The organism is Pseudarthrobacter sp. N5, assembly GCF_050157035.1.
Taxonomy (GTDB): Bacteria; Actinomycetota; Actinomycetes; order Actinomycetales; family Micrococcaceae; genus Arthrobacter.
Window position 1 is genome coordinate 2,633,489 of sequence record NZ_CP189593.1, and the last position, 25,705, is coordinate 2,659,193.

The following is a 25,705-nucleotide window of genomic DNA, read 5'->3' on the forward strand; positions in this document are numbered from 1 at the left end:
TTAGTCTGCAAAGTGGTCCCATCCCCCGGTGTTGGCGGGCCGGCCCGCGATCATGATGCCCGTGCGTACAGTTGATGAAAGGGCTTCCACTGAGCCTATCGCAGTGAATCCGTACGGCAGCTGATTAGCTGCCGGGAATGTGGCCAGAAGTCCGTGGTCCTCACCGCCGCCGAGCACCCAGGCCAATGGATCCGCCCCCAGAAGTTCCGAGGCCGGCAGCAGCGGAGCCGCCAGTAGTTTCAGTTCCTCCTCCGCAAAGTTCAGGATCACGTTGCTTGCGGCGGCCAGACGCGCGCCGTCGCGGGCCAGACCGTCAGAGATATCCAGCATGGCTGTCGCGCCCGCGGCCTGGGCCAGCGGGCCAGCTGCCAGCGGTGGCACCGGCCTGCATTGGCTGTCCATCAGGGCCCGCTGTTCGGTGTTCAGCGATTCCACCGTCCGCTTTGATTCAAGCAACGCCAGCCCGGCGGCGGCGCGGCCCACGGTCCCGGCCAGGGCCACTGTGTCTCCGGGGCGGGCGCCGGAGCGCAGGACGGCGTTCTTCCCGTTGAGCGTTCCGAGCACGGCCACGGTGACGGCCAGTTCCCGTCCGCGGCCCAGATCGCCTCCGGCCACCGAGCACTCCGCCGCGCCGAGCTCCCGGATGCCGGCCGTCAGTCCGTCTGCGAAGTCCTCCACCCAGCTGACGGGTGTTGCCGGTGGAATAGTGAGGCTGACCACCATGGACGTTGCTGTGGCACCCATGGCGTTGATGTCGCTGAGGTTCTGTGCGGCAGACTTCCAGCCGACGTCAAAACCGGTGGTCCGGTAGCCGTTGTTCCAGTGGAGCCTGAAGTCCTGGTCCTCCACCTGGGTGTCAATGCTGATGACTGTGCGGCCATCCGGCGCCGCGATGACCGCCGCGTCATCCCCAGGCCCCAGCAGTGTGGCCGCATTGTGCCGCTCCCCCATTTCCAGGCGCGGGAAGATCCGGGCCAGGAGCCCGGCTTCGGAAAGATCGGCAGCAGTCAATGGTGTTTCAGGCACGGCACTAGGCTACAGCGCGGCACTGACATACTTGTCAGAACGTGGCCTGCCGGCAGGCAAGCTGAGTGTTCCCGGAGGAGAGCCCTGCCACGCCCAGGCCCCAGGCGCAGACAGTGTACGTTCCCCGCTGGGTCACGGGAATGGTCTCGCTATAGCCGTGGTCACCTTGCACCTGGATGATGGTGTTGACATCAGGCCTAGGCATGTCGGCCATGTAGGCGGTGCCCCTGGTGCTGCCGTCAGGATAGGTCACGTAGAGATGCACCGGGATGCTTGCTGCCGGCACACCGGGATCAAGGGTCCAGCCGTCCGCAGTTAGGGTCGCACCCTGGACGTCCGTCCGGATCCTGGCGGAATCGAGGTACCCGACCGGGGGCGGCGTGGCCCCCGCCGTCACATTCTGGCATCCCAGCAGGCTGTTGCCCAGGGGCAGCACGCTGACGGCCAACCCGTAGGCGCAGATCCGGTACGTCCCGGGCTGATTGATGGGAACTGCCGCCGTGTAGCCGTGGTTCCCGGCGGTGCCCATGACCGCGTTGACGTCTGCGCGGACCAGGTTGGCCGTATGCGCGGTGCTGGTGGTGGTCCCGTCCGGCGCCGTGACGTAGATGTGTACCGGAATGGATGCAGACGGTGTGCCCGGATCCAGCGACCAGCCGCTGACTGTGATGGAGGCGGCAGTGCTTGCGCTGTTCAGGACAGTGGAATCGAGGTATCCGATCGGGGCGGCCGTCGCCTGAGCCGAGATGGACTTGCAGCCCAGCAGGCTGTTCCCGAGGTTGAAGCGGCTAACGGCAAGGCCGTAGGCGCAGGCTGTGTACTGCCCGCTTACGGCGATGGGGATTTCCGCACTGTAGCCGTGGTTGCCGGAGACTCCCATGATCGCATTGACGTCGGTTCTCGGGCTGTCAGCGGTGAAGGGCTGGGACGTGGTCTTCCCGGCGGGATCGGTCACATAGACGTGGACAGGGATAGAGGCGGCAGGCGTTCCGGGATCGAACGTCCAGCCGGTAGCGCGGAGTACGGGGCTGCCGTTGGACAGCCCGACGAAGACCGAATCAAGGTAGCCGACCGGCGGTGCGGATCCGGGGAGTGACAGCGTCCGGCAGCCCAGGTCTGCCGTTTCCACGCTGCCGAGCGCGTAGACGCAGACGCTGTAGGTGCCCACGGCGGTCAGATCCAACGACTTCGTGAAGCCGTGGTCGCCCGCCACCTGCATGACGGCATTGACATCGGGCCGCGGCTGGTTGGCGGCCACGGCGTAGCCCGTCCGGACGCCGCCTGGATCGGTCACGTAAATGTGGACCTGCGAGGACCCGGACGGATCGGCGCCGTCGAATGCCCAGCCACGTACGTCGAGGGATGCTTTGTCCGCCGAGCTGTTGATGGCCATCGATTCGGCGTACCCGACGGCGGGTTTGCCCTGCGGACGCAGGGTCACGACGGCGGCAGCATCAGTCACGGATTCGATGGTCACCCGGGTGCCGGTGTGGGTGGTGAAGGTACTGCCTGCCTGCCAAGCCTGGGAGCTGCTGTAGTAGCCGGTGAACGGCAGTGTGGACGACGGCAGCAGGATGGAGGAGTTTCCGGAGCCCTGCTGGGTGATCTTGACTCCCCGGTTGCCGCCTACGGCCAGCCCGGCGTCGTAGCCGATGGGAATCCGCAGTTCCAGATAATAGACTTCGCCCGATTTGGGGTCGGTGAATTTGGTGGCACGTCCGGCTTCGTCGCCGGCCCACGGCTTGAGGGTGACGGTTTTGGCGGCGGTCACGGTTCCGGCGTCGGAGATCTCGTTGCCGTAGCCGAACCGGCCCATTTCCCAGAAGGTGGAGCTGATCACGGGCATGTAGTCGTAATGCGAGATCCCCATGATGTCAAGGTTGTCGCCGTAGGCCCTGATGCTGCAGCTCGCGTCAGCGAATCCTGCGTAGGAGCCGGGTCCCACGTCAGCTACGCCGCTTCCGCACTGCAAGCTGTTGGCGTGGTCCAGCCCCAGGGCATGGCCGAATTCATGAGTTAGCACCGGCGTGGTGAGCCTGCTGTTCTGGGGCATGACAATGCGTCCGCCGAACGATCCGTTGCTGTAGGTCATCCCGGCCGCACCGTTGTTGAGGTAGCCGCCGGGGACGAAGATAACCAGCGCGGTGTAGGCCGTCTGGACCCAGCCGAGTTCGCTGGCCACGATATCGGCAATCTCCGCCGGCGATTGCGTTGACCTGGCCGACGAGCTGAAGGCTGTCTGTGACGAGACCAGCGAGATGTCAACCCGGTTGGCGGTCTGCCTCGCCCAGTAAGCGGCGGAGGCGTTCAGGGACGCCCGGGCCGCAGCCACGGGAACTGCGCTGTTGGTCTGATCCACCGTCATGTCCGCAAGTTTCACGGTGACCAGAGTGGTTTTCATCGTGCCGGAAAGCGGCGAGGACACGTAGGTGTATTCCAACGACGTGCCACGCTCCGGAACCGGAGGCCTGACGAAGTCGTCCAGCGGAGCCGGGGTGCCCGGATCGTTGACTGCGCCGACGCGCGACGGTGACGTCAGGGTGACCGAGGACGATGGGACGCTTGCCACGGCATTCGAGGACCCGAACGCGGCTTGCGGCAGTGCGGACGTGAGGAAAACGACCGCAACCAGCAAGGCCGTCCGTTTGAAGTTATTCAAGTGTGCTCGCTTACGGGTGAGACCAGAAGTGATGAGGCAATCATAAGGGGGAAACGGCCGGATGTGCGCCCCTTTGGCAAATCCTGTGGTAACAGGAGCAACCCATCCTGCCGGCGCCGTTCCGGCGACTGGCGCCGCCGCGCTGAAACGGGAAAGATGGGTGCATGCTTCACTCCCCCGCAGACCCTGCGTCGGCGCTCCGGCGGGCCGTCGCCGCAGGCGCCTTTGCCGCACTGGCGGTGACCGTTGCCAGCTGCTCCCCCGCCGTCGACGTCACGGCGGCCCAGGATGCCGCGAATCCGGCGTGCGCTCCCATGATGGTTGCCCTTCCCGACGCGATCGGCGACGCCGGACTGCGCAAGACCAACAGCCAGGCAACAGCTGCCTGGGGTGATCCCTCCCAGGTGATTCTCCGCTGTGGCGTCAACGTTCCGGGCCCCACGACGGACCGCTGTGTGAGCGTCAACGGGATTGACTGGGTCATCAAGGAAGGTAGTCCGGTGTGGACGCTGACCACGTTTGGGCGCGAGCCCGCCACCGAGATCCTGATGGACCCGGACAAGATCAGCTCTGCAACCGTGCTGGCCGACCTGTCTGCGGCCGCCGCCAAGATCAAGGCCAGCCGGAAGTGTGTGGGTCAGGAGGATCTGCAGGACGTGCCGGCCAGCAAGTAGTTCTCAACGGTCCGGCTAGCGAAGCCCGGTCTTCCTGTTCAGCGCCAGGTGTATGAGTTCGTCGATAAGCCCGGCATAGTTCAATCCTGAAGCCGCCCACATCTGCGGATACATGCTTTTCGGTGTGAAGCCGGGCATGGTGTTGATCTCGTTGATAATCAGCTCGCCATCCGGAGTGTAGAAAAAGTCCACCCGGCTGAGCCCTTCGGCGCCTACAGCGTCAAATGCCACCGCAGCCAGTTCGCGGACCCGCGTAATGGCTTCCTCGGGAATGTTCGCCGGGCAGCTCAGCGCGGCGGCATCCTCCTCAACGTACTTAGCGTTGAAGTCGTAGAACTCATGCTCGCCCACGGCCACCGAAATCTCACCCGGCATGGACGTCCTGGGGGCATCGGTTCCCCGGCCCTCAAGCACGGCGCATTCGATTTCGCGGCCAATAATGCCAGCCTCGATTACCAGCTTGAGATCGTGTGCGCGGGCCTCTTCGATGGCCATGTCCAGCCCTTCCAGGGAGTCCACCTTGGAAATCCCCATGGAGGATCCTGCCCGGGCCGGCTTGACGAACACAGGGAACCCCAGCCGATCAACCTGCTTGCGAACAGACTCCGGATCCTTGAGCCACTGGCGGTCCGTAACAGCAATGTACGGCCCCACGTGCAGTCCTGCGGACTCGAACACCACCTTCATGAAGTGCTTGTCCATACCAACGGCAGAGGCCAGTACGCCAGCTCCGACATAGCGCGTATCGGAAAGCTCCAGCAGCCCCTGGATGGTCCCGTCCTCGCCGAACGGCCCGTGCAGCAGCGGGAAAACAACATCCACGGTGCCGAGTTCCCGCGGAACCTCATTGGGGGACGCCACGATCAGCTGGTGCTCCCCGCCGATCTCGGCCAGGGTCACGGTACTGGACGACGGCGCCACTTCCGGAAGGGACGACGCAGCCAGTGACCACTTTTCGGTGTCCCCCGTGGCCAAGACCCATTGGCCTGATTTGGCGATCCCGATGGGGATGACCTCGTACTTGTCTTTGTTGATTGCCCCAAGCACACCGGCTGCGGTTACGCAGCTCACTGCGTGCTCGCTGGAACGCCCGCCAAAAAGGACCGCGACACGCGGTTTCGGCTGGCCCATCGCTGTCAATTTTTCTGCCGACACTGTCAGTAGTCGCCTTCGGATTTCAGTTCCCGCGCCAGGAGGCGCGGTCCCAGTTGGTCAACGGACATTTTCCCCGCCAAGACTGCCACCACAGCTGCGGTAATGGGCATTTCGACGCCGAGTTTCCCGGCGAGCTCATGGACAGCCTGCCCCGATTTGATGCCCTCGGCAGTCTGGGTCATCTTTTCGGTTACCTGGTCGAGGGTGAAGCCTTCACCCAACAGTCTGCCGGCGGTGTGGTTCCGCGACAACGGCGAAGAACATGTGGCCACGAGGTCACCCAGGCCGGCAAGGCCTGCCATGGTGTGGGCCTCCCCGCCCAATGCAAGCGCCAGCCTTGACGTTTCAGCCAGCCCCCTGGTGATCACGGAGGCCTTGGTGTTGTCCCCCATCTGCTTTCCCTCGCAGATTCCTACCGCCAAAGCGATGACGTTCTTGACGATCCCGCCGATTTCCACGCCCACCACATCTGGGCTTGTGTACGGACGGAAATAGGGTGCGGTGCAGCTCCGGGCAATCCAGCCGGCAACGTCGGAATCCGAACAGGCCACAACGGACGCCGTGGGCTCTTCGCGCGCGATCTCCATGGCCAGGTTGGGCCCGGACACGACGGCAATCCGGTCCGGGGAAATGCCAAGTTCCTCGCTGATGACCTCACTCATACGCGAGTCGGTGCCAAGCTCAAGGCCCTTCATGAGTGAAACCACAAAGGCACCGGAGCCCAGCAGGGGCTTCCAGTCACGCAATTGCAGCCTCAGTGACTGCGCCGGCACGGCCAACACCACCAGATCAGCTCCCGGGATGACCTCGGCGACGTCCGTGGACGCGGTGATGCTGTGGGGAAGATCCACGTCGTTCAGATATTGCGTATTGCGGTGAAGACTGTTGATTTGGGCTACCACTTCGGCCCGCCGGCCCCAGAGCCGGATGCGGCGTTCCACTCCAGCGGCCGTTGCTGCGTCGGCCAGGATCTTGGCGAAGGTAGTCCCCCAAGAGCCTGCTCCGAGGATCGCCACATTGGTGGCAGATGATCCTCGTTTTAGATTGGCCGTCATTCGGTGCTGTCCCCAATATTGTCGTTTGTTGCAGCAGTACCGCCGTTGGATTTACCGCGCTCCATAAAGCGCCCGTGTTTCGCCTGATTATGAGCGGAGGGATCCCACCGCTCGGCTGGCGGTTCTTCGCCCCGCAGCGTGGCCAACAGGCCAGTTACAGCAACCATGATCACTTCTGTCGCAGCCGTCAGCGTGGCTTTATCCATGGGCCGCCCGGCGAAAGCGCTGAGATCCACCGGATCACCGATAACCAGACGGGACGTCTTCCGCGGAAACAGGTAGAACTTCTTGGCGTACCGGGGAAAGACCTCGTGAGCGCCCCAGTGGGCTATCGGCACAACGGGTATTCCTGTTTCCAAGGCCAGTCGTGCGGCGCCGGTATGGCCCTTCATCGGCCAGAGGTCCGGGTCCCGGGTCAATGTGCCTTCCGGGTAGATGACGATCGCCCCGCCTTCGTCCACTATCTCCTGGGCGAGCTGCAGCGAGCGGTTCGCGCCCGCCGTCGAACGTTCCACCGGGATCTGCTTGGTGGCGCGCAGAATAGCCCCAAAGACTGGCACTTTGAAGAGCCCAGCCTTCGCCAGGAAATGCGGAGCCCGGTTCTGGTTGTAGAGCATGTGCCCCACAATCAGGGGGTCAATCTCCGTGCAGTGGTTAGGTGCGGCGATGAAACCGCCGGCAGGCAGCTTCTCCGTGCCCTCCCACTTCCTGTTCATCATCAGGTTCAGCGACGACCGCGCGATCGCTGCAATGATCACAAACGTGATACGGCTCCTGGCCGATTCCTTCACGTGGGCACCGCTACTTTACGGAGGAGATGTCGAAATCCGCGCCCAGGCCGGCAAGCTTTTCAGTAAACCGCTCGTAGCCGCGGTTGATGATGTCAATCCCGGTCACGCGTGACGTTCCCGTAGCCGCCAAGGCAGCAATAAGGTGGCTGAAGCCGCCGCGCAGATCCGGGACGTCAATATCCGTGCCCTTGAGCTGAGTGGGCCCGGAAATAACTGCGGAATGCAGGAAGTTCCGCTGGCCGAAGCGGCAAGGCACACTGCCCAGGCATTCGCGGTGCACCTGGATGTTCGCGCCCATCCGGATCAGGGCCTCGGTAAAGCCGAAGCGGTTCTCGTACACGGTCTCGTGAACGATCGAAACACCCTCAGCCTGCGTCAGTGCCACCACCAGGGGCTGCTGCCAGTCAGTCATAAAGCCGGGGTGAACGTCGGTTTCCAGCACCAAGGGGTTGAGCTTGCCGCCGTGGTGGTAAAAACGGATGCCGTCATCGCCGATGTCCATACCGCCGCCCACCTTGCGGTAGGTGTTAAGGAACGTCATCATGTCCCGCTGCGAAGCACCTTCAACAAAGATGTCACCCCGGGTGACCAGTGCGGCCGAAGCCCAGGACGCCGATTCATTCCGGTCCGAGAGTGCCCGGTGGTTGTAGCCACCTAGATCCCGGACGCCTTCGATGCGGATGGTGCGGTCCGTCTGGACGCTGATGATGGCACCCATTTTCTGCAGCACGGCAATGAGATCCACAATCTCAGGCTCGGTAGCCGCACCGGAAAGCTCGGTGATTCCTTCCGCGCGGGTGGCGCTCAGCAGCACCTGTTCGGTCGCCCCCACCGAGGGGTAGGGCAGGGAGATCTTGGCACCATGAAGCCCCTTGGGTGCTGAGATGTGAATGCCGCCTGGGCGCTTTTCCACCACAGCGCCGAACTGCCGGAGCACATTGAGGTGGTAATCGATGGGCCGGTCGCCGATCTTGCAGCCGCCCAGATCCGGGATAAACGCCTCGCCGATTGCGTGCATCAACGGTCCGCACAGCAGGATCGGGATTCGTGAATCGCCTGCGTGGGCGTCGATGGCAGTGCTCGGCGCCGTCTTGGCGTTCTTGGGATCCAGCGTAAGGTCCCCCGATACAGGATCCTTCTCCACGGTCACGCCATGGAGCTGGAGGAGGCTCGTGACTACCTCAACATCTTTGATCTCCGGGACGTTCCGCAACACTGACGGTTCGTTGCCCAGCAACGCCGCCACCATCGCTTTGGGAACGAGGTTCTTGGCCCCGCGCACGGTGACACGGCCTGTAAGCGGGACGCCTCCGCGGATTGTCAGAACACTACTCATATACGGCTTCCTTACGACTACTAGCCCCAGAATCCTTAAAAAGGCTCCCGCTAAGCATAGGAGGTAGTGTTACCGAACCGAAATGGCCGGGCCGCCAGGCCAGCGGTGAATGAGGCGCGGGCCAGGCGCAGGCTACGAAAGCTTCGCGGGCAGGGTCTTCGGTTTGAAGGACGGGCGGGTCGCCTCGTACGCAGTGATGTCTTCCTCGTGCTGCAGGGTGAGTCCGATGTCATCGAGGCCTTCCAGCAGGCGCCAGCGGGTGTAGTCATCAATCTCAAAAGGCGCCACTATGTTGCCGCAGATGGCGGTCTTGGAGACCAGGTCCACTGTGACCTCGGTTCCAGGAGCGTTCTCCAGGACCTTCCAGATGAGCTCGATGTCATCCTGGGCGAGTTCGGCAGCCAGCAGTCCCTGCTTGCCCGAGTTGCCGCGGAAAATATCCGCAAAGCGGGAAGAAAGTACCGTTTTGAATCCGTAGTCCTTCAGCGCCCAGACGGCGTGTTCGCGTGATGAACCGGTGCCGAAGTCCGGGCCGGCCACCAGCACGGAGCCCACGTTGAAGGGCGCCTGGTTGAGGATGAACGCGGGATCCTTGCGCCAGGCCGAGAACAAGGCGTCCTCGAATCCGGTGCGCGTGATGCGCTTGAGGTACACGGCCGGAATGATCTGGTCCGTGTCAACGTTGCTCTGGCGCAGCGGGACGCCGATTCCGGTGTGGGTGGTGAACTTTTCCATGGAGTCTTCCTCGGTGAATCGGTCAGGCGGCGTCTGTGTGGATGGCTGCGGATTCCGGTGCCGGATCAAGGTCCGACGGCGAACTCAGGGTTCCGCGGATCGCCGTGGCAGCGGCCACCACCGGCGAGACCAGGTGCGTGCGGCCGCCCTTGCCCTGGCGTCCTTCGAAGTTCCGGTTGGACGTAGAGGCGCAGCGCTCCCCCGGCTCCAGCTGGTCCGGGTTCATGCCCAGGCACATGGAGCAGCCGGCAAACCGCCATTCGGCGCCAAAGTCCTTGAACACCCTATCGAGTCCCTCGGCCTCGGCCTCGAGCCGGACGCGGGCTGATCCAGGGACCACCAGCATGCGGATGTTCGGATCCTTTTCACGTCCGCGGATGATGTCCGCGGCCACCCGGAGATCCTCAATGCGTGAGTTGGTGCAGGAACCCAGGAAGACGGTATCCACCCGGATATCCTTCATCGGAGTTCCGGGCGCCAGGTCCATGTACTGCAGTGCCCGCTCCGCGGCAGCCTTGGCGTTTTCATCGCCGAAGTCCTCCGGTGAAGGCACCTTGGATGAGAGCGAGACGCCCTGTCCGGGGTTGGTGCCCCAGGTGACGAACGGTTCCAGGGTATTGGCGTCGAGGTCAACACTGACGTCAAACACGGCGTCGTCGTCGGTCCGGAGCGTGTCCCAGTACTGCACGGCGGCGTCCCACTCGGCGCCTTCCGGCGCGTGCGGGCGGCCGTGCATGTAGTCATAGGTGGTCTGGTCCGGAGCAACCAGTCCGGCGCGGGCACCAGCCTCAATGGACATGTTGCAGACGGTCATCCGGGCTTCCATGGAGAGCGCACGGATAGCGGAACCCCGGTATTCCAGGACATAGCCCTGGCCTCCGCCGGTGCCGATCTTGGCGATGACGGCCAGGATGATGTCCTTGGCCGTGACGCCCGGCCGCAGGGTTCCTTCAACGTTGATAGCCATGGTCTTGAACGGCTTCAGGGACAGCGTCTGCGTGGCCATGACGTGCTCCACCTCGGACGTTCCGATGCCCATGGCGAGCGCGCCGAATGCCCCGTGGGTGGAAGTGTGCGAATCGCCGCAGACCACCGTCATGCCCGGCTGGGTCAGTCCCAGCTGGGGGCCCACCACATGGACGATGCCCTGCTCGGCGTCACCCAGTGAATGCAGGCGCACGCCGAATTCCTGGCAGTTGTTGCGCAGTGTCTGGATCTGCGTGCGGCTGGTGAGATCGGCAATTGGCTTGTCGATGTTCAGCGTGGGAGTGTTGTGGTCCTCCGTGGCGATTGTCAGGTCCGGGCGGCGCAGCTTGCGGCCGGCCAGGCGTAGACCTTCGAATGCTTGCGGGGAGGTGACTTCGTGGACCAGATGCAGGTCGATGAAGAGAAGATCGGGCTGGGCATTGGCACCTTCGCCGTCGCCTTTGCGCACCACGTGCGCGTCCCAGACTTTCTCGGCCAATGTATTTGCCATGGCCATCTCCCTTCACTGCTGTTGGCTGATGTATCCACTGAATCAGCAGAGCCGTGGAATAAGCCAGCGAAACAACTTGCATCTCAGATATTGAGACGGCAATATCATTACATGGACAATTCTAGTGGAGTCGGTGTCATAGATAAAGCGGCCCATGTGCTTGACGCACTTGAGGCCGGCCCCACCACTCTGGCGCAGCTGGTTGCTGCCACCGGACTGGCCAGGCCAACCGTACACAGGCTGGCCCTGGCCCTGGTCCATCACCGGCTGGTCAGCCGGGACATCCAGGGCAGGTTTGTGCTCGGCAGCCGCCTCGTGGAGCTCGCTTCCGCCGCCGGCGAGGACCGGCTGATCGCCTCGGCAGGGCCCGTGCTGATGCAACTCCGCGACGCCACGGGCGAAAGCGCCCAGATCTTCCGGCGTCAGGGCGACTGGCGTGTGTGCGTCGCCTCCGCTGAGCGCCCTATCGGTCTGCGCGACACCATCCCGGTGGGTACCCAGCTGTCCATGAAAGCCGGATCTGCGGCGCAGGTGCTGCTGGCTTGGGAGGACCACGACCGTCTGCTCGAAGGGCTCCAGGCGGCGCGTTTCACGCCCACCGTACTGGCAGGAGTACGACGGCGGGGCTGGGGCCAGAGCCTCGGCGAACGTGAGCCGGGGGTCGCCTCCGTTTCTGCACCCGTGCGCGGACCGTCCGGCCGCGTCATTGCGGCCGTATCGATTTCCGGTCCCATTGAGCGCCTGACCCGCCAGCCGGGCCGGCTCCATGCGGAGGTGGTTTGCAACGCGGCCCGCATCCTCACTGAGGCGCTGCGCAATAACAACGACTGAGCCTTTGTACGCTCCGCACCGTTGGGGTTCCGCCGGACGGATGTGCACGCGGGTAGGCTTTCCGCATGGACAGCTACGCAGTGTTTCTCCGCGGCGTCAACGTGGGCGGCATCAACATCAAAATGGCAGACCTCAGGGAGGCCCTGCAAACGCCCTCGTTCTCCGGAGTGAAAACCCTCCTGGCAAGCGGAAACGTGGTCCTGCACAGTGACCATGGCGCTTCTGCCGTCAAAGACGAAATCGAAGCGTGCCTGCGGAAATCCTTCGGTTACGATGCCTGGGTGGTAGTGCTTCCGGCAGCCCGCGTCGCCGAACTCATCGATTCCTGTTCCTACCCCTCTGACGACAAAACCACGCATAGCTACGTCACCCTTGCCTCGGATCCTGCCATGCTCGACGAACTCTTCGCAGCAGGGGATGCCCTGCACGGGGCTCAACAGGAGAGGCTGGGGCCGGAGGCTATGGCCTGGCTGGCGCCCGTGGGTGGCACGCTGGACAGTCCCTTCAGCAAGATTTCAGCCAAACCCAAATTCAAGGCCAGCACAACAACCCGGAACCTCCGGACCATGATCAAGGTCCGGGACGCCGCCACGACACGCTAGGATCGGCGGCTCTGTAGAAAACTGCCGGGAACGGTTATTTGCCGCCGGCAGCCTTGAGCGCCGCATTGAAGGACTTAAGCCGGCTCACTTCGACCTCCAGTGGTTCCACCACCGATTTTTCCGCCACCGCCGCCACCGCGGCCCTCAGCCGTTTCCGTGCAGCGGCTGCGCGCGACCTTGCGGCTCCTGCTGAAATGAACTTCGCCGTGACGGCAAGGAATATGCCTAGCACCACTCCCCCGGCAATCATGAGCGTGGGAATCGGCCATCCTTCCACCCGTGGCACCTCCGGAACAGGCATCTGCAGATAGCCGAGCACAGCCAGAACGCCGAGCCAGCCGAGGCCGCCCACGGCTGTCAGCAGGGCCAGCCACTGGATGATGTTGAAGACACCCCACCACCAGGACTTCCGCCCGGCGTTCAGCTCTGTACCGGCAATTGCCTGGTCCAGGGCATCGGGAAGCTGCTCCTTGCCTTCCCGGGCCGCGCCCCTGATGGCGGCACGCCACGGCCCGGGCGCCCCGAGACTTGCTGCCTCGGCGAATTCGCGGACGGCCGCATCGGTGCGTGCCCGCTCCCGGGCACCCGCGGGCGGCAACGACGTACGGTTGACTTCGGCCTTTGATCCATCGCGGCGCAGATTGAGTCGGCGCAGCGGGTCAGGTCTGAATCTGATCAGCCACCGTGTCACTGGCCAGCCTGTGCGGCGGATGGATTCCTGCTTGTAGGACCGTTGAACGGCGTCAACGACCAACGGGACGTTGGCTGCCGTGGCGAGTTCATCAGCCAGCCGTGATTTGCTGCCGGGCTTCACACCCGCGGCCTCGCCATCGCCGGACACGTCCCGCAACTGCCCGGAAGCCCTCGCCACGTCGGCAGCCAGCCGTTGGGACAGAGCCTCGCGCCGGGTCACCACCTGCCGGATCGCGGAGCGGACCCGGTCCACCCCGGTACCAACCAGTGCGGAAGCCCCCAGGACCTGCACCTTGCCCAGTCCGTCCCGGGCCAGGATCCCCTTCAGCGATTCCAAAACAGGCTTGATATCCGCTTCGGGCAGCCGGTCGATCTGGTTAAGCACCACCAAGGTGACGGCACCATGGGATGACAGCGGGGTGAGGAAATCATTGTGGACAGCGGCGTCAGCGTACTTCTGCGGATCGAGGACCCAGACCAGGACATCCACCATGCCCACTATCCGCTGCACGATTTCCCGGTTTGCTGCCCGCGTGGAGTCGAAGTCCGGCAGGTCAAGGAGAATCAGACCGGTGGCTTCGTCGGCGAACCCTGCCACTGGTCCGGCATGGTGCCGGCTGCGGACCTCCAACCAGTCCAGCAGCGGCTCGCTGCCGTCCGTTCCCCAGACACTGGCCAAAGGTTCCGATGTGGTGGGGCGACGCGCTGCCGCCGTAGCGATTTCCGCACCGTTCACGGCGTTGAATAGTGAGGACTTCCCGCTCCCGGTTGCCCCGAAGAAGCCGACGACGGTGTGGTCAGCGGACAGGGACCGGCGCGAACTGGCGCGCTCCAGAACCTGGAACACACCGTCCAGGGATTCCTCGGGCAGAACACCCTCAGCGAGCTCACGGGCGGCGTTTAATGCTTCCAGCCTGCGGTGCAGCTGCGAAGCCTCCCGTGCCACGCCATGCCGGCTCATGCCTGCTCCGCCAGCAGCTTCAGCGCATTGACGTGGCCCGCAAGTGCCGCCGCAGTTTCCTGGCCCCCGGTCTCCAGGAGGCCCAGGAAGCGCTGCTGCTCGGCCTCCAAAAGCCTCTGGCATCGGGTATGAAGGTCATCCCGTGCCTTCTGCGCGAGCCGCCGGACAGCGTCTTCACCGAACACTGCTTCCAGCAGTTTCTGGCCAACGACGGCGGTTCCTCCCGCCACACCGATCTCAAGCCCTGTGAGCCCCGCTGTCATGGAAAACACCACAATCATCAGCGCGGTGCCCAGGCCGTTAATCCCGAAGGACAGCCATCTCGCCTGGGTGCGTTTGCCCTGGCCCTCTGTACTGATCAGTTCCATCAGGGCGCCCTGCCACGCCCGGATCTCGGCGGCCACCTTGTCGGCAAAGCCGGGGCTTGTCCCCGAGAGGTCTTCAGCGCAGAGGAGTTGGCGACCTGCCGGATCGGACCGCCAGCGCCGGTCCGTATCTTCGGCGGCGTTGGCGGCCTCATCAATAATGACAGCCTGGAGGCCGGTCTCAATGGCGGTTTCCACCTTGACGGCCGGCATGGGTTCGCCCCGGAAAAAGGCGCCCGCCCGGTCCCGCAGACGGCCTATGTTCTGTTCCAGATTCCGGAAGAATTCCCCTGTTCCCACGAAATCCTGCCAGCGCGCCAGGACCTCGCCGCGGAGAAGCGCACCGTCCTTGGTGGCGTCAAGGATCCGCGTCACCGCGTCCGCGTAGGCATCCCGGGCGTCCTGGCCGAGTAGCTGGGCGGCATGCTGCTGTTCCTCCGCGGCCTGCGCCGCTGCACGGACCCGGCCGCCCAGCGCCTTGACCGTGCCGTTGAGAGTTCGCCGCGCTATCTCTGCCCGGCCGGCGGCGGTTGCGGCAAGTTCTTTCAGCCACAGCCGCAGCGGCTCCACCGCCCCGGATGGCAGCATGCCCAGCCGGTCCAGCGGGACCTCTGGCACAATGAACAGCCTTGCTTCGCCGAGGCCTTCCTGCGTCAGCATGGCCCGAAGGTCAGTACTGACTTCCACCTCAGCGGCGGGCGGCACACGGTCCAGCACCACGGCCACCATGATGTCCCGCGACCCGGCGTCCAGCAGCAGCTTCCAGGGGACGGCGTCCGCATATCGGTTGGCTGTTGTCACAAATACCCAGAGGTCCGCGGCGGCCAGCAACTGGCCTGCAAGCTTCCGGTTATCGTCGGAGATAGAGTCGACGTCGGGGGCGTCCAGCAGCGCGATGCCCTCCGGTACCGCGGGGTCCCTAAGAAGCATCATCGAGGAGATGGAAGCAGCGTCCGGTGTCGCCCCGGCCAGGTGGGCCGGCACCGGTGTGTCCACCACGGTGCCCTTGATCCGGCTGAGGCTCGGCAGCACACGCTGGTCCTCGAACCAGCGGACATCGGCAGGATGGTGGAGCAGGATGGGCTGCCGCGTTGTGGGTCTGATGGCTCCGGCCCGGGTGACGGGGTGGCCAACCAGCGCATTCACCAGTGTGGATTTCCCGGCCCCTGTGGAACCTCCGACGACGGCAAGAAGCGGAGCGTCGAGGCTGCGGTACCGCGGCAGAATGTAGTCATCCAGCTGAGACATCGAGTTCCGGATGTCCAAACGAGCCTGTTCCGTGCCGGGCAGCGCCAAGGGAAGCGTTGTTGCCGCCAGATCTCGGTGCACCGCTTCAAGCAAGGCGACGGCCGCAGCGGCCGCCGGTTTCTGCGATGGGCCGCCCGCACTCACAGGCTTGTCATGGAAGGTCACAGCATCATCATGCCAGTTAGGGAAGCATTTCCGCGGTGCACAACGGCAGGTGTGCCAGTGACGATGCGAAGCCGGATGCAGCCGCAAGGAACAGAAGTAAGCCGGCGCATTCATCCAGGCTCCTTCCGTGGCGAAAACAGCTGCGATCGGCGCAACCACGAAGGACACCACGGCGACGCATGCTGCAAGCCGGGGAAAATCCGCAGGAACCTCGCCAGCCAATAACTCGTGGCGGATGCCGACTCCGATCTGCTGCGGGTAATCAGGAAGCCTGAGATTCCGAAAAGGCCATGACTGCCCAACTTCCCAGTTTGATTCCCTGGGTGCGGTTCGGGGCCGTGGCCTCCGATCCACCATGTGTGCGACACAATGACCGGAACAGCCAGAATCAGCCCGATGGCGTTCAACGAATTGCCACTCGCAGAAAACCGGCGACCCAGCACTTGCGTTCCGTCGTCGACCCGATCTGCTTCAGTAGTACACGAGGCCATCCGACCATGGGAACCGGCAAAAGCATCCGGGCTCCGGACGCAAAAAACCCCCGGAACCTAAAGGTTCCGGGGGAACTTGGTGACCCCAGCGGGATTCGAACCCGCGTTACCGCCGTGAGAGGGCAGCGTACTAGGCCGCTATACGATGGGGCCGCGTACTCTCCAACCGGCACTGCTGCCGGTCAAGCTAAGTGATTATTTCACACACTCAGCACGTGTTTCAAATTCACAGCGCGAATCTGAAACGCCTGAGATTCAGCGGAATCCGCGGATTTCTCAGAGCTGGGATACCAGGACTCGAACCTAGAATGACGGTACCAGAAACCGTAGTGTTGCCAATTACACCATATCCCAATGAAACTTTCGGGCCGGAATCCCGGGTCAAAACCCGCGCTCCCAGCGCCTCAGCACGAGTAATTACTTTACCCGAGAGTTTTGGCTGGCACAAATCGACCGCCGCCGCCTTCCATTGGGCAGGTCAATCCCACAAGGCAGGCATGCAGTTGACGTTAATACTTGGGAAACCCTTGCCAAGCCGGTCCGAGTAAGTTTACTCTCGGTAAGTTACTTAGCAGTAACCACAATCCCCCAAGGCTTCAGGGATGGTTTCACGGCCAGCTCCGAATGTTAGCTGCATCACACCTCGGGGCATCCGGCAGCAGAGCTGTTGCCGGTGAGTACTTCGAAAGGAACCATCTGTGTCACAGAGTCGTGCCGCCGTATTCAGCAAGACCCGAACCCGTGCACAGCAGATTGCCATCGCAATCCTTGCCTTGTTGCTCATCGCCCTCTTGGCGTTCTACACCCTTGTTACAGGGCGCATAACGGACGGCTCCGCCCGGCTCAACGCCGGAGCCGGACAGGCTTCCGCAGGCGCTGACCAGCTGAAGGACGGTGCAGGGAAACTTGCCAGCGGAGCTGGGCTGGCCGATGCCGGGGCCGGCAAACTGTCGGACGGTGCCAAGAAAATCTATACCGGAATAAGCAACAAACTGGCTCCAGGTGCCGATCAGCTGCAGGCCGGAGCCGAAAAGCTCTCAACTGGCGCCGTCAAGATCGAGACGGACGTCGACAAGAAGCTCGCCCCGGGTGTCTATCAGGTAGACGACGGCGCTCAGAAGCTGGCTGCCGGTGCGGTTCAGCTGTCGGCCGCACTGACCCCGACGGCGGCGGGCAACGCTGAAAACAACCTCGCCGACGGCGGTACCCAGCTCAACAACGGCGCCACGCAGCTGAATACCGGTGCCGCCAAGCTCAGTGCGGGCGCCGCCCAGCTGGATGCCGGAGCCGGCAAGCTCGCCGCCGGGACCGTCCAGCTAAAGGGTTTCCCGGGTCAGAACAATGATCCCGCCCAGGGAACAGGCACCGCTGCCCTGGCGCAGGGTTTGCAGCTTCTGGCCGACGCAGCCAACGGCCCTGAGGGCTACTTCGTCACCTTGCAACTCATTAAGGCGAAGATCAATGCCCTCAACGACGGCGCCAAGCGACTGGACGCCGGGGCATCGCAGCTGCAGGCCGGAGCCGGTCAGCTTCAGGCGGGCAGCAGCCAGCTTCACGCCGGGGCAGTCCAGCTCAGCGATGGCACCACGCGGTTGGCCGCCGGCAGCGGACGGCTCACGGCAGGATTCGCCACACTGGGCGAAAAGCTGAACAGCCAGGACCCCGCCAGCCCAGGCGTCGTCCTGGGCACCCAGCTCCTGGCAGCTGGTACGTCCAAGATCCGTGTCGGCATGGACGGCGTACCGGGAGACCCCGAGCACCCCGGCCTGCTCGCCGCCACCGCCAGCATGACAGAGGGAACTTCCCGGCTGGCCGCAGGCACGCTGACCCTGAATGCGGGCATCAAAGGCGACCCCTCGGATCCTGCCAACCCCGGGTTGCTGACGGGCTCCCAGACACTGGCTGCCGGAGCCTCAGATCTCTCGGCGGGCAACACAAAACTGGCCGACGGATCTGCCCGGCTTGCCACCGGCGCTGACAAACTGGCCGACGGAAACTCCCAGATAGCCGAGGGCACTGACACGTTGTATTCCAGCGCCGCCGCGGTATCGCCAGCCAACATGATCGGGAAGTCCGACCCCGGAACAGCCATGTGGCTGTTGGGCGTACTGGGGTTCGGTTCCGTGGGCGCCTTCCTGGTGCTCCGCAAGAAACGTCCGGTGGCCGAACCCGTCTAGCACGATCGCAGTGCCAGGAGCCTGACAACAACCAGCGGGTCCGGGAACCGCCCCAAAGCGCGTTTCCCGGACCCGCCGCTGCTTTCAGCGCAGCAGCTGCGCCAGGGAGGCTATCTCGGGGCCGTCAAAGTCCGGGGCTGTCTCCCCCACACGGTTAAGCCACACACCTAACAGACCGGCCGCCGTCGAACCCTCTGCGTCAAGCAGCCGGTTATCGCCGACAAAGAGCGTTGCACCGGCCGGTGTCCCGAGCAACCTGACACCCTCCAGATAGATGGCAGGATCGGGTTTGGGGACGCCCACGGTATCGGTGCCAACGAGGTGCCTGATCCGTTCCAGGCCCGCACTGTCCAGCTTCACGCGCTGGTAGTCGCGGACATTGTTACTGACGGCACCATAAGGAATACCGGCAGCGTCCAGGGCATCCAGCAGCGGACCAACGTCGTCGAACGCCCGGACATAGCTGGGCTGCAGACGGGAATAAGCCGTCAGCCAGCCGTGTGATTCCTCTCCGTCGTCCAACTCCACACCAAAGTGCCCCAGCGCCGCACGTCCTCGCAGCAGCCGCTGCTCGTTGAAGGTCAGCTCGCCGGCGAGATAACGGTCGTAGTAGTGCGTGGTCTCGTGCGTGAATATCCTTCCGAACCTTGCCCACCCGGCCGGATCGAGGCCTGGCAGGAGATGTTCGCTGACATCCCGGAGCGCCGTGGTCATGGCGTACTCGAGATCCACCAGCGTGTCATCGATGTCGAACAGGACACCCCTGACAGCGCCGAAGCTGTCGGCCAGAACCTCCGCTGGGGCACCACCGGAAGAAGTCATCAGGCGCGGAAAGCGCGCAGGCGGTTCAGCGATGAGTCCTTGCCGAGGATGACCATGGATTCAAACAAGGGCGGCGAGATCCGGCGGCCCGAAATTGCGGTGCGCACGGGCCCGAAAGCCAGCCGCGGCTTGATGCCGAGGTCCTCCACCAGCGCCTGCTTGAGCGCGGTCTGGATGTTCTCCGCGCTCCAGTCCTGCACTCCTTCGAGGGCAGTCAGCGCTCCATCAAGCACTTCGCCCAGGTTTTCCGGCAATCCCTTGCGGGCATCGTCCGCAACGTCGATGGCGTCGTCGTTCTTGAAGAGGAAGGCCAGCATCTCCGGGGCCTCGCCGAGCAGTGTGATCCGCTCCTGCACCAGCGGCGCTGCTTCCGTGAGTATCGCTTCCTGGCGGTCGGTGAGGATCTCCCCCACCAACTCCGCAGCGCGCAGGTAAGGAACCAGGCGCCCGCGGAAATCTTCCGGTGCCAGCAGGCGCACATGCGTGCCGTTGATGGCCTCGGCCTTTTTGATGTCGAAGCGTGCCGGGTTGCCCAGGACGTCATGGATGTCGAAGTGCTCCACAAGCTGTGCAACCGTGAATATGTCCTCGTCCGCGCTCAGTGACCAGCCCAACAGGGATAGGTAGTTCAACAGGCCCTCGGGGATGAAGCCGCGCTCCCGGTGCAGGAACAGGCTTGACTCCGGGTCGCGCTTGGACAGCTTCTTATTTCCCTGGCCCATGACATACGGGAGATGTCCGAACTCCGGCATGTACTCGGCAACGCCCACTGCGTACAGCGCCCGGTACAGGGCAATCTGGCGGGGGGTGGAGCTGAGCAGGTCTTCGCCGCGGAGCACATGGGTGATGCCCATCAGAGCGTCATCCACGGGGTTCACCAGCGTGTACAAGGGGGCACCGTTGGCACGGACCACAGCGAAGTCGGGCACGGATCCGGCCTTGAAGGTGATCTCGCCGCGGACCAGGTCATTGAAAGTCAGGTCCTCATCCGGCATCCGCAGACGGAGCACTGCGGCGCGGCCTTCAGCCTTGAACTGGGCAAGCTGCTCCTCCGTGAGATGGCGGTCAAAACCGTCGTAACCCAGCTTTGGATCGCGGCCAGCAGCCTTGTGCCGCGCTTCGATCTCGTCCGGAGTGGAGTAGGACTCGTAAATATGGCCGCCGGCCCTGAGCCTGGCAATGACGTCCTGGTAGAGATCGCTTCGCTGGGACTGGCGGTACGGCTCGTGCGGGCCACCCACTTCAACGCCTTCGTCCCAGTTAATGCCGAGCCACTTCAGCGCCTCCAGCAGCTGGTGGTAGCTTTCCTCGCTGTCACGTTCCGCGTCAGTGTCCTCGATACGGAAGATCAGCTTGCCGCCGGTGTGCCGTGCATAGGCCCAGTTGAAGAGGGCGGTGCGGATCAGGCCGACGTGCGGGGTGCCCGTCGGTGACGGGCAGAAACGCACCCGCACCGGGGTATCGGCAGTCACGGCAGGAACGCCAGCGTTGGAGGCAGCAAACGGCTCAGAAGCAATAGTCATAGTGCCCCCAACTTTACCGCCTGCCGCTTGCTGAAAATTCAAAGGCGTTGATTTCAGTTTGCGGCACGAGGTGTGGACGGCAGCCTAGCGGCGGACTACCGGGTTCGACAGACGGCCGATGCCCTCGACTTCAATCTCGTAGCGGTCCCCCGCCTGGAGGAGGTCGACGCCGGCCGGGGTACCGGTCATGATGACGTCACCGGGCAGGAGGGTGAAGGCACGGGAGACGATGGACACCAGCTCGCGGACACCGCGGACCATCTGGTTGGTGCTGCCGTCCTGGCGCAGTTCGCCGTTCAGCCAGCCCTTGATGTAGAGATCGTCGGGATCCAGTTCGGTTTCGATCCACGGACCCAGCGGGGCCGAGGTGTCGAAGCCTTTGGCACGTGCCCACTGGATGTCCGTCTGCTGGACGTCGCGGGCCGTCAGATCGTTGCCGCAGGTGTATCCGAAGATGACCTCATCAACGCGCTCCTCCGGGACGTCCTTACAGATACGGCCGATCACGACGCACAGTTCGGCTTCGTAGGAGACTTCCTCGGAAAACTCCGGCAGTACGATCGGATCGTTAGGGCCGATGACGGACGTGTTCGGCTTGAGGAACAGGAGCGGCTGCGGAGGTACTTCGTTGCCGAGCTCGTGGGCGTGTTCCACGAAGTTGCGGCCAACCCCGATCACCTTGCTGCGGGGAATGATGGGAGCAAGCAGCCGGACGTCCTCCAGCTTGTGCCGGACAGCGGTGCGCTCCACACCGTTGAAGAATGGATCGCCGTTGATGACAGTGATTTCCTCACTGCCGGGCTGGCCTTCAACAATGCCATAGAGGGGATCAGAATCGACTACAAACCGGGCGATACGCATGGTTTCAAGCCTACAGTCTCCGGTTGCGGCGCCTGCACCCGGACAACGTCAGCGCCGGTCATATTCCGTCTGCAGATAGTCGAGTTGCGCCGCTACCGAAATTTCCGCGGCCGGCCTCACAGCGCGATCAATGTCGGCGTAGACGGCGTCGGTGACGGCCTGCACCCCGGCATCCCGCCCCAGAGCGCCGAGCGCTGCACGGATCTGGGTCAGCCTGTCTTGGCGGTGTTCCCGGTAGGCGCGCGTAACCTCGTCCAGCGCCGGGAGCACCGGACCATGCGCCGGGAGCACCGTGGCCGGCCCCAGCCGTTCCAAGCGGTCCAACGAGGCAAGGTAGTCCCCCAGCGTCCCGTCCGGAAAATCCAGCATGGTGGTCCCGCGGCCCAGAATGGTATCTCCCGTGAGGACGGAACCGGCCGGATTGACGGTGCCGGCCGTGCCGTCATCCGGGAGGTGAAAACAGACAGAATCGGAGGTGTGGCCAGGGGTGGCAAGGACGCGGATTACGACCCCAGCACCCCGGATGGTCTCGTTGTCCTCCAGCACCGGGCCTCCATGGCAATGCCGCGGATCTGCCGCCCGGACTGGCGCGCCTGTGAGCTCGTGGAGACGGGCGGCCCCTGCCGTGTGGTCCGTGTGCCGGTGGGTGATAAGAATCAGCTCCACGGTTCCGGCCGCGGCAAGCTCCTGTAGATGCTGCTCGTCCAGCGGCCCCGGATCCACCACCACGCAGCTGGCATAGCCTGCCCCGCCGGGCTGTGCAATGTCCGGAGCGCCGATCAGGTAAGAGTTGGTGCCGTCCAGGCTCATGGGCCCCGGGTTCGGCGCGAGGCGGCGCCGGGTCAGTTCAGAGCTGCGGAGGATGGCCGTGACTGATGGAGTACTCACGCAACCATCTTTGCATCCAACGGAATAAGGAGCCGCTCTGCCGCGGTTGCGGAACATGACGTCTCCATTGCCCCGACCGCAACGACAGGACCCCATCCATGACTGACAAGCCGAATACCCTCACGCTGGGGCAGCTGCTGTCCGAGGCGGACACCGCCGGGCACGACCACGCCACGGCAGATCACGGAAACGGCCTGCAGCACATCCACAACCACGCCACGGGGGCCGTGGTATGGTTTCCCACCTGGGAGAAGAACAGAGAAACTGTTGAGTGGGACGCCGGTATGAAGGAATTCGACACCCAGCTGGACTTCACGGCGGCGGCCTCCGGCGGATCTGTTGCGGATGCCGCTTCCAAGCTCCTGGCCGAGCGGCTGGCAGCGTTGCTTGATGCAGCGGCCGCAGCCCCGGATTCGAGCGTTTTTGTCCAGGAGAACCTCACCCGGCACCTGACGCAAACCTGGATGCTCGGCGATGCCTACGCGCTGAAGTCAGGCGGCGGGCTTCCTTCCGGCACTCCCGCTTCCGAGTTCGCGGAATACCCGTACGACGTCTACGGCCAGGACGGCGGCAATTTCGCTACCGCGCTGTGGAACGATCTGATCGATGCCCGGCGCAACCTCGCCCTCGGGGAGGAAGCGGCCCGCAAGGCGCTGAAGCCCGTTTCCCGGAAGGCGCTCAAGAACGCTGCACGCAAAGCCGGCAAGCGCTGGGACACGGCGGCCAGGACTTAAAGCACAACGGCGGGTGGCCCGCAATCAGAATTGCGGACCACCCGCCGTCGGCCTTGATGCGGGACTGAATACGGAATTACGCCAGGCGCGTCAGCCACCCGTGCGTGTCCGCGACGGTGCCGGTCTGGATGCCGAGCAGCTGCTCGCGGATGGCCATGGTGGTTTCGCCGGCCTTGGCATCCTCTGATCCGATGAACTCCGTGGTGTCCTTCAGGACGCCGATAGGAGTGATGACGGCGGCGGTGCCGCAGGCAAAGACCTCGGCGATCTCCCCGGACCCGACGCCGTCGCGCCATTCGTCCAGCGTGATCTTGCGCTCGGTGACCTCACGGCCCATGTCCTTCGCCACCTGCATGACGGAGGAGCGCGTAACGCCTTCAAGGATGGTGCCGGAGAGCGCCGGGGTGACCAGCGAGCCGTCCTTCATCACAAAGAACACGTTCATGCCGCCGAGTTCTTCCACGGCGTTGTCATTGAATTGGTCCAGGAAGAGCACCTGCTTGCAGCCGTTGGCCTCCGCTTCGATCTGGGCGATGAGGGACGCTGCATAGTTGCCGCCGCACTTGGCTGCACCGGTGCCGCCGCGGCCGGCGCGGGCGTATTCGCGCGAGATCCAGATGGATACCGGCTTGAGCTCGCCGCCGAAGTAGTTGCCGGCGGGAGAGGCGATGACGCGGAAGGACACTTCGCGGGCCGGACGGACACCGAGGAAGGCCTCGGTGGCGATCATGAACGGGCGAAGGTACAAGGCTTCGCCGTCTCCGGCGGGGACCCATTCCTTGTCCGCTGCTACGAGCTCGCGGATGGCACCGAGGAAATACTCTGCCGAAATCTCCGGCAGGGCCAGGCGCGCCGCCGACTTGTTCATGCGGGCTGCGTTCGCCTCCGGACGGAACGTCCAGATCGAACCGTCGGCGTGCTTGTAGGCCTTCATGCCTTCAAAAATTTCCTGGCCGTAGTGCAGAACAGCGGCCGCAGGGTCCAGCGCGATGGGGCCGTACGCTTCAACCCGTGCATCATGCCAGCCGCCCTGCCCGCTTTCATCGACGCTGAAGTCGACAATTGCGGTGTGGTCGGTGAAGTAGTTGCCAAAGCCCGGGTTCTCCAGGATGGCGGCACGCTCTTCAGCGGACTTCGGGGTTGCCGAAAGCTGCTGGGTGAAATCGACGCCATGGGCAGTCTGAGTCATGGTTCCTCCACGGTCGGCTGCCTGGCGTGTGAACGTGGTTCATCGTCGGACCACGGCAGCATTTTGGTGATTCAGATAAAGCTTACGCCTGATGCCGGCCCCTACAGTGCGGCTGCAATGGCGTCGCCCACGGCGCTGGTGGAGCGCGCACCGCCGTCACGGCTTTCGACGTCGGCAATCACTGCCGCTTCGATCTTCCGTGCGGCGTCGGTGTAGCCCAGATGGTCCAGCAGCAGTGCGGCCGACAGGATGGCTGCCGTGGGGTCCGCCTTCTGCTGGCCGGCGATGTCCGGTGCAGAACCGTGCACCGGCTCGAACATGGAGGGTGACGTGCGGTCCATGTTGAGGTTGCCGGACGCTGCCAGCCCGATTCCACCGGTGATGGCAGCGGCCAGGTCCGTCAGGATGTCGCCAAAGAGATTGTCGGTAACGATCACATCGAAGCGGGCCGGATCAGTGACCATGAAGATGGTGGCGGCATCGATGTGCAGGTAGTCGTGGCTGACCTCGGGGAACTCCATCGCCACGGCCTCCACGGTGCGCTTCCACAGGTGGCCCGCAAAGACCAGGACGTTGTGCTTGTGCACCAGGGTGACATGCTTGCGCGGACGTTCGCTGGCGCGGCGGAAGGCATCCCGCACCACCCTTTCCACACCGTGGGCGGTATTCAACGAGACTTCCGTGGCAACCTCGTGCCTGGTGCCGGCGCGCAAGGTGCCGCCGTTACCCACGTAAGGACCCTCTGTTCCTTCGCGGACAACAATAAAATCGATGGTGCCGGGGCGAGCCAGCGGGCTCCCCACGCCGCCGTAAAGGCGGGAGGGCCGGAGGTTGACGAAGTGATCCAGGCTGAAGCGCAGCTTGAGCAGCATCTCGCGCTCGATGATTCCCGAGGGTATCCTGGTGTCTCCCGGGGCGGCCCCGACGGCGCCGAACAGGATGGCATCGTGTGTGCGCAGATCCGCGAGTACATCCTCGGGAAGGGTCTCGCCGGTGTCGAGCCAGTGCTGGGCACCGAGTTTGTAGTGGGTCTGTTCCAGCGTGACGCCTTCATCGGCCACCACCTTTTCCAGGACCTTAAGTGCTTCGGCGATGACCTCGGGGCCAATGCCGTCGCCGGGAATGACTGCCAGGTTAATGGTGGATGGGCTCATGTTTTCAGGGTAGCCAAGTTATCCACATTCTGGTCAAGCTGTCTCATTATCCGAACACCGCACATTCCGCGACGGTTCAGACCACGGCATGAT

Annotated in this window: 21 protein-coding genes and 2 tRNA genes; 5 read left to right on the top strand and 18 right to left on the bottom strand. The window is 63.9% G+C overall.

The genetic code is table 11. The features are described from left to right. Positions 1–1,026 carry a thiamine-phosphate kinase gene (gene thiL / locus ACQCST_RS12745; RefSeq protein ID WP_426996127.1) on the bottom strand — a complete coding sequence of 342 codons (1,026 nt, stop codon included), beginning with the start codon at positions 1,024–1,026 and terminating at the stop codon, positions 1–3. A gap of 34 nt (positions 1,027–1,060) precedes the next feature. Further along, positions 1,061–3,685 carry a hypothetical protein gene (locus ACQCST_RS12750; protein WP_426996128.1) on the bottom strand — a complete coding sequence of 875 codons (2,625 nt, stop codon included), beginning with the start codon at positions 3,683–3,685 and terminating at the stop codon, positions 1,061–1,063. 164 nt (positions 3,686–3,849) lie between these two features. Here ACQCST_RS12750 and ACQCST_RS12755 point away from each other — a divergent pair, with 164 nt between their 5' ends. Further along, positions 3,850–4,359, top strand: coding sequence for a DUF3515 family protein (locus ACQCST_RS12755; protein WP_426996129.1), 510 nt, complete (start codon positions 3,850–3,852; stop codon positions 4,357–4,359). A gap of 15 nt (positions 4,360–4,374) precedes the next feature. On the opposite strand, the gene ACQCST_RS12760 is transcribed toward ACQCST_RS12755, so the two are convergent. The 6 genes from ACQCST_RS12760 to leuC form a co-directional block, all read right to left on the bottom strand. Continuing rightward, on the bottom strand, positions 4,375–5,490 hold the full coding sequence (locus tag ACQCST_RS12760) for a D-alanine--D-alanine ligase family protein (RefSeq protein WP_426996130.1): 1,116 nt from the start codon (positions 5,488–5,490) through the stop codon (positions 4,375–4,377). 26 nt (positions 5,491–5,516) lie between these two features. Then, positions 5,517–6,569, bottom strand: coding sequence for an NAD(P)H-dependent glycerol-3-phosphate dehydrogenase (locus tag ACQCST_RS12765; protein ID WP_426996131.1), 1,053 nt, complete (start codon positions 6,567–6,569; stop codon positions 5,517–5,519). Then, positions 6,566–7,360 (bottom strand): lysophospholipid acyltransferase family protein, encoded by a 795-nt coding sequence (locus ACQCST_RS12770; RefSeq protein ID WP_426996132.1) that lies wholly within the window; start codon positions 7,358–7,360, stop codon positions 6,566–6,568. The genes ACQCST_RS12765 and ACQCST_RS12770 overlap by 4 nt, the downstream gene beginning before the upstream one ends. A gap of 10 nt (positions 7,361–7,370) precedes the next feature. Beyond that, positions 7,371–8,696 (bottom strand): UDP-N-acetylglucosamine 1-carboxyvinyltransferase, encoded by a 1,326-nt coding sequence (murA, locus tag ACQCST_RS12775; protein ID WP_426996133.1) that lies wholly within the window; start codon positions 8,694–8,696, stop codon positions 7,371–7,373. Positions 8,697–8,828: 132 nt separating this feature from the next. After that, positions 8,829–9,431, bottom strand: a complete 603-nt coding sequence (gene leuD, locus ACQCST_RS12780; protein ID WP_426996134.1) for a 3-isopropylmalate dehydratase small subunit — start codon at positions 9,429–9,431, stop codon at positions 8,829–8,831. Positions 9,432–9,453: 22 nt separating this feature from the next. Next, the gene (leuC, locus tag ACQCST_RS12785; RefSeq protein WP_426996136.1) at positions 9,454–10,908 is read right to left on the bottom strand and encodes a 3-isopropylmalate dehydratase large subunit; all 1,455 of its coding nucleotides are present in this window, start codon (positions 10,906–10,908) and stop codon (positions 9,454–9,456) included. Positions 10,909–11,019: 111 nt separating this feature from the next. Here leuC and ACQCST_RS12790 point away from each other — a divergent pair, with 111 nt between their 5' ends. Both ACQCST_RS12790 and ACQCST_RS12795 read left to right on the top strand, forming a co-directional pair. Then, entirely contained in the window at positions 11,020–11,739 is a 720-nt protein-coding gene (locus tag ACQCST_RS12790; protein WP_426996137.1) for an IclR family transcriptional regulator, read from the top strand. Positions 11,740–11,804: 65 nt separating this feature from the next. After that, positions 11,805–12,341 (top strand): DUF1697 domain-containing protein, encoded by a 537-nt coding sequence (locus ACQCST_RS12795; RefSeq protein ID WP_426996138.1) that lies wholly within the window; start codon positions 11,805–11,807, stop codon positions 12,339–12,341. 34 nt (positions 12,342–12,375) lie between these two features. Here ACQCST_RS12795 and ACQCST_RS12800 read toward each other — a convergent pair whose 3' ends face one another. From ACQCST_RS12800 to ACQCST_RS12815, 4 genes are all read right to left on the bottom strand, one after another. Next, positions 12,376–13,995 carry a GTPase gene (locus ACQCST_RS12800; RefSeq protein ID WP_426996139.1) on the bottom strand — a complete coding sequence of 540 codons (1,620 nt, stop codon included), beginning with the start codon at positions 13,993–13,995 and terminating at the stop codon, positions 12,376–12,378. Beyond that, a complete protein-coding gene (locus ACQCST_RS12805) occupies positions 13,992–15,773 on the bottom strand; it encodes a dynamin family protein (protein ID WP_426996140.1) in 1,782 nt (593 codons plus the stop codon). The genes ACQCST_RS12800 and ACQCST_RS12805 overlap by 4 nt, the downstream gene beginning before the upstream one ends. A 568-nt stretch (positions 15,774–16,341) precedes the next feature. Then, a tRNA-Glu gene (locus ACQCST_RS12810) sits at positions 16,342–16,417 on the bottom strand. Between the two features lie 129 nt (positions 16,418–16,546). Then, positions 16,547–16,618 (bottom strand) — tRNA-Gln (locus tag ACQCST_RS12815). A gap of 344 nt (positions 16,619–16,962) precedes the next feature. On the opposite strand from ACQCST_RS12815, the gene ACQCST_RS12820 reads away from it, so the two are divergent. Further along, entirely contained in the window at positions 16,963–18,441 is a 1,479-nt protein-coding gene (locus ACQCST_RS12820; protein WP_426996141.1) for a hypothetical protein, read from the top strand. Between the two features lie 84 nt (positions 18,442–18,525). Here ACQCST_RS12820 and ACQCST_RS12825 read toward each other — a convergent pair whose 3' ends face one another. The 4 genes from ACQCST_RS12825 to ACQCST_RS12840 form a co-directional block, all read right to left on the bottom strand. Further along, positions 18,526–19,263: an HAD family hydrolase gene (locus ACQCST_RS12825; RefSeq protein WP_426996142.1), complete on the bottom strand. Its 738-nt coding sequence runs from the start codon at positions 19,261–19,263 to the stop codon at positions 18,526–18,528. Then, positions 19,263–20,786 (bottom strand): glutamate--tRNA ligase, encoded by a 1,524-nt coding sequence (gltX, locus tag ACQCST_RS12830; RefSeq protein ID WP_426996143.1) that lies wholly within the window; start codon positions 20,784–20,786, stop codon positions 19,263–19,265. The genes ACQCST_RS12825 and gltX overlap by 1 nt, the downstream gene beginning before the upstream one ends. Before the next feature lie 84 nt (positions 20,787–20,870). Then, positions 20,871–21,647, bottom strand: a complete 777-nt coding sequence (locus ACQCST_RS12835) for a fumarylacetoacetate hydrolase family protein (protein ID WP_426996145.1) — start codon at positions 21,645–21,647, stop codon at positions 20,871–20,873. 48 nt (positions 21,648–21,695) lie between these two features. Continuing rightward, positions 21,696–22,535: an MBL fold metallo-hydrolase gene (locus ACQCST_RS12840; protein ID WP_426996146.1), complete on the bottom strand. Its 840-nt coding sequence runs from the start codon at positions 22,533–22,535 to the stop codon at positions 21,696–21,698. 98 nt (positions 22,536–22,633) lie between these two features. On the opposite strand from ACQCST_RS12840, the gene ACQCST_RS12845 reads away from it, so the two are divergent. Further along, on the top strand, positions 22,634–23,269 hold the full coding sequence (locus ACQCST_RS12845) for a hypothetical protein (RefSeq protein WP_426996147.1): 636 nt from the start codon (positions 22,634–22,636) through the stop codon (positions 23,267–23,269). Between the two features lie 76 nt (positions 23,270–23,345). Here the strand turns inward: ACQCST_RS12845 and ACQCST_RS12850 are convergent, their stop codons facing one another. Next, positions 23,346–24,458, bottom strand: coding sequence for a branched-chain amino acid aminotransferase (locus tag ACQCST_RS12850; protein ID WP_426996148.1), 1,113 nt, complete (start codon positions 24,456–24,458; stop codon positions 23,346–23,348). 101 nt (positions 24,459–24,559) lie between these two features. Then, positions 24,560–25,612: a 3-isopropylmalate dehydrogenase gene (locus tag ACQCST_RS12855; RefSeq protein ID WP_426996149.1), complete on the bottom strand. Its 1,053-nt coding sequence runs from the start codon at positions 25,610–25,612 to the stop codon at positions 24,560–24,562. Positions 25,613–25,705: the final 93 nt, after the last annotated feature.

Coding starts and splice junctions, on each gene's coding strand:
- ACQCST_RS12765 (WP_426996131.1), bottom strand. CDS start 6,569: ATGACGGCCAATCTAAAACGAGGATCATCTGCCACCAATGTGGCGATC.
- ACQCST_RS12825 (WP_426996142.1), bottom strand. CDS start 19,263: ATGACTTCTTCCGGTGGTGCCCCAGCGGAGGTTCTGGCCGACAGCTTC.
- gltX (WP_426996143.1), bottom strand. CDS start 20,786: ATGACTATTGCTTCTGAGCCGTTTGCTGCCTCCAACGCTGGCGTTCCT.
- ACQCST_RS12790 (WP_426996137.1), top strand. CDS start 11,020: ATGGACAATTCTAGTGGAGTCGGTGTCATAGATAAAGCGGCCCATGTG.
- ACQCST_RS12845 (WP_426996147.1), top strand. CDS start 22,634: ATGACTGACAAGCCGAATACCCTCACGCTGGGGCAGCTGCTGTCCGAG.
- ACQCST_RS12760 (WP_426996130.1), bottom strand. CDS start 5,490: ATGGGCCAGCCGAAACCGCGTGTCGCGGTCCTTTTTGGCGGGCGTTCC.
- ACQCST_RS12800 (WP_426996139.1), bottom strand. CDS start 13,995: ATGAGCCGGCATGGCGTGGCACGGGAGGCTTCGCAGCTGCACCGCAGG.
- ACQCST_RS12855 (WP_426996149.1), bottom strand. CDS start 25,612: ATGAGCCCATCCACCATTAACCTGGCAGTCATTCCCGGCGACGGCATT.
- leuC (WP_426996136.1), bottom strand. CDS start 10,908: ATGGCAAATACATTGGCCGAGAAAGTCTGGGACGCGCACGTGGTGCGC.
- murA (WP_426996133.1), bottom strand. CDS start 8,696: ATGAGTAGTGTTCTGACAATCCGCGGAGGCGTCCCGCTTACAGGCCGT.
- ACQCST_RS12835 (WP_426996145.1), bottom strand. CDS start 21,647: ATGCGTATCGCCCGGTTTGTAGTCGATTCTGATCCCCTCTATGGCATT.
- ACQCST_RS12755 (WP_426996129.1), top strand. CDS start 3,850: ATGCTTCACTCCCCCGCAGACCCTGCGTCGGCGCTCCGGCGGGCCGTC.
- leuD (WP_426996134.1), bottom strand. CDS start 9,431: ATGGAAAAGTTCACCACCCACACCGGAATCGGCGTCCCGCTGCGCCAG.
- ACQCST_RS12850 (WP_426996148.1), bottom strand. CDS start 24,458: ATGACTCAGACTGCCCATGGCGTCGATTTCACCCAGCAGCTTTCGGCA.
- ACQCST_RS12795 (WP_426996138.1), top strand. CDS start 11,805: ATGGACAGCTACGCAGTGTTTCTCCGCGGCGTCAACGTGGGCGGCATC.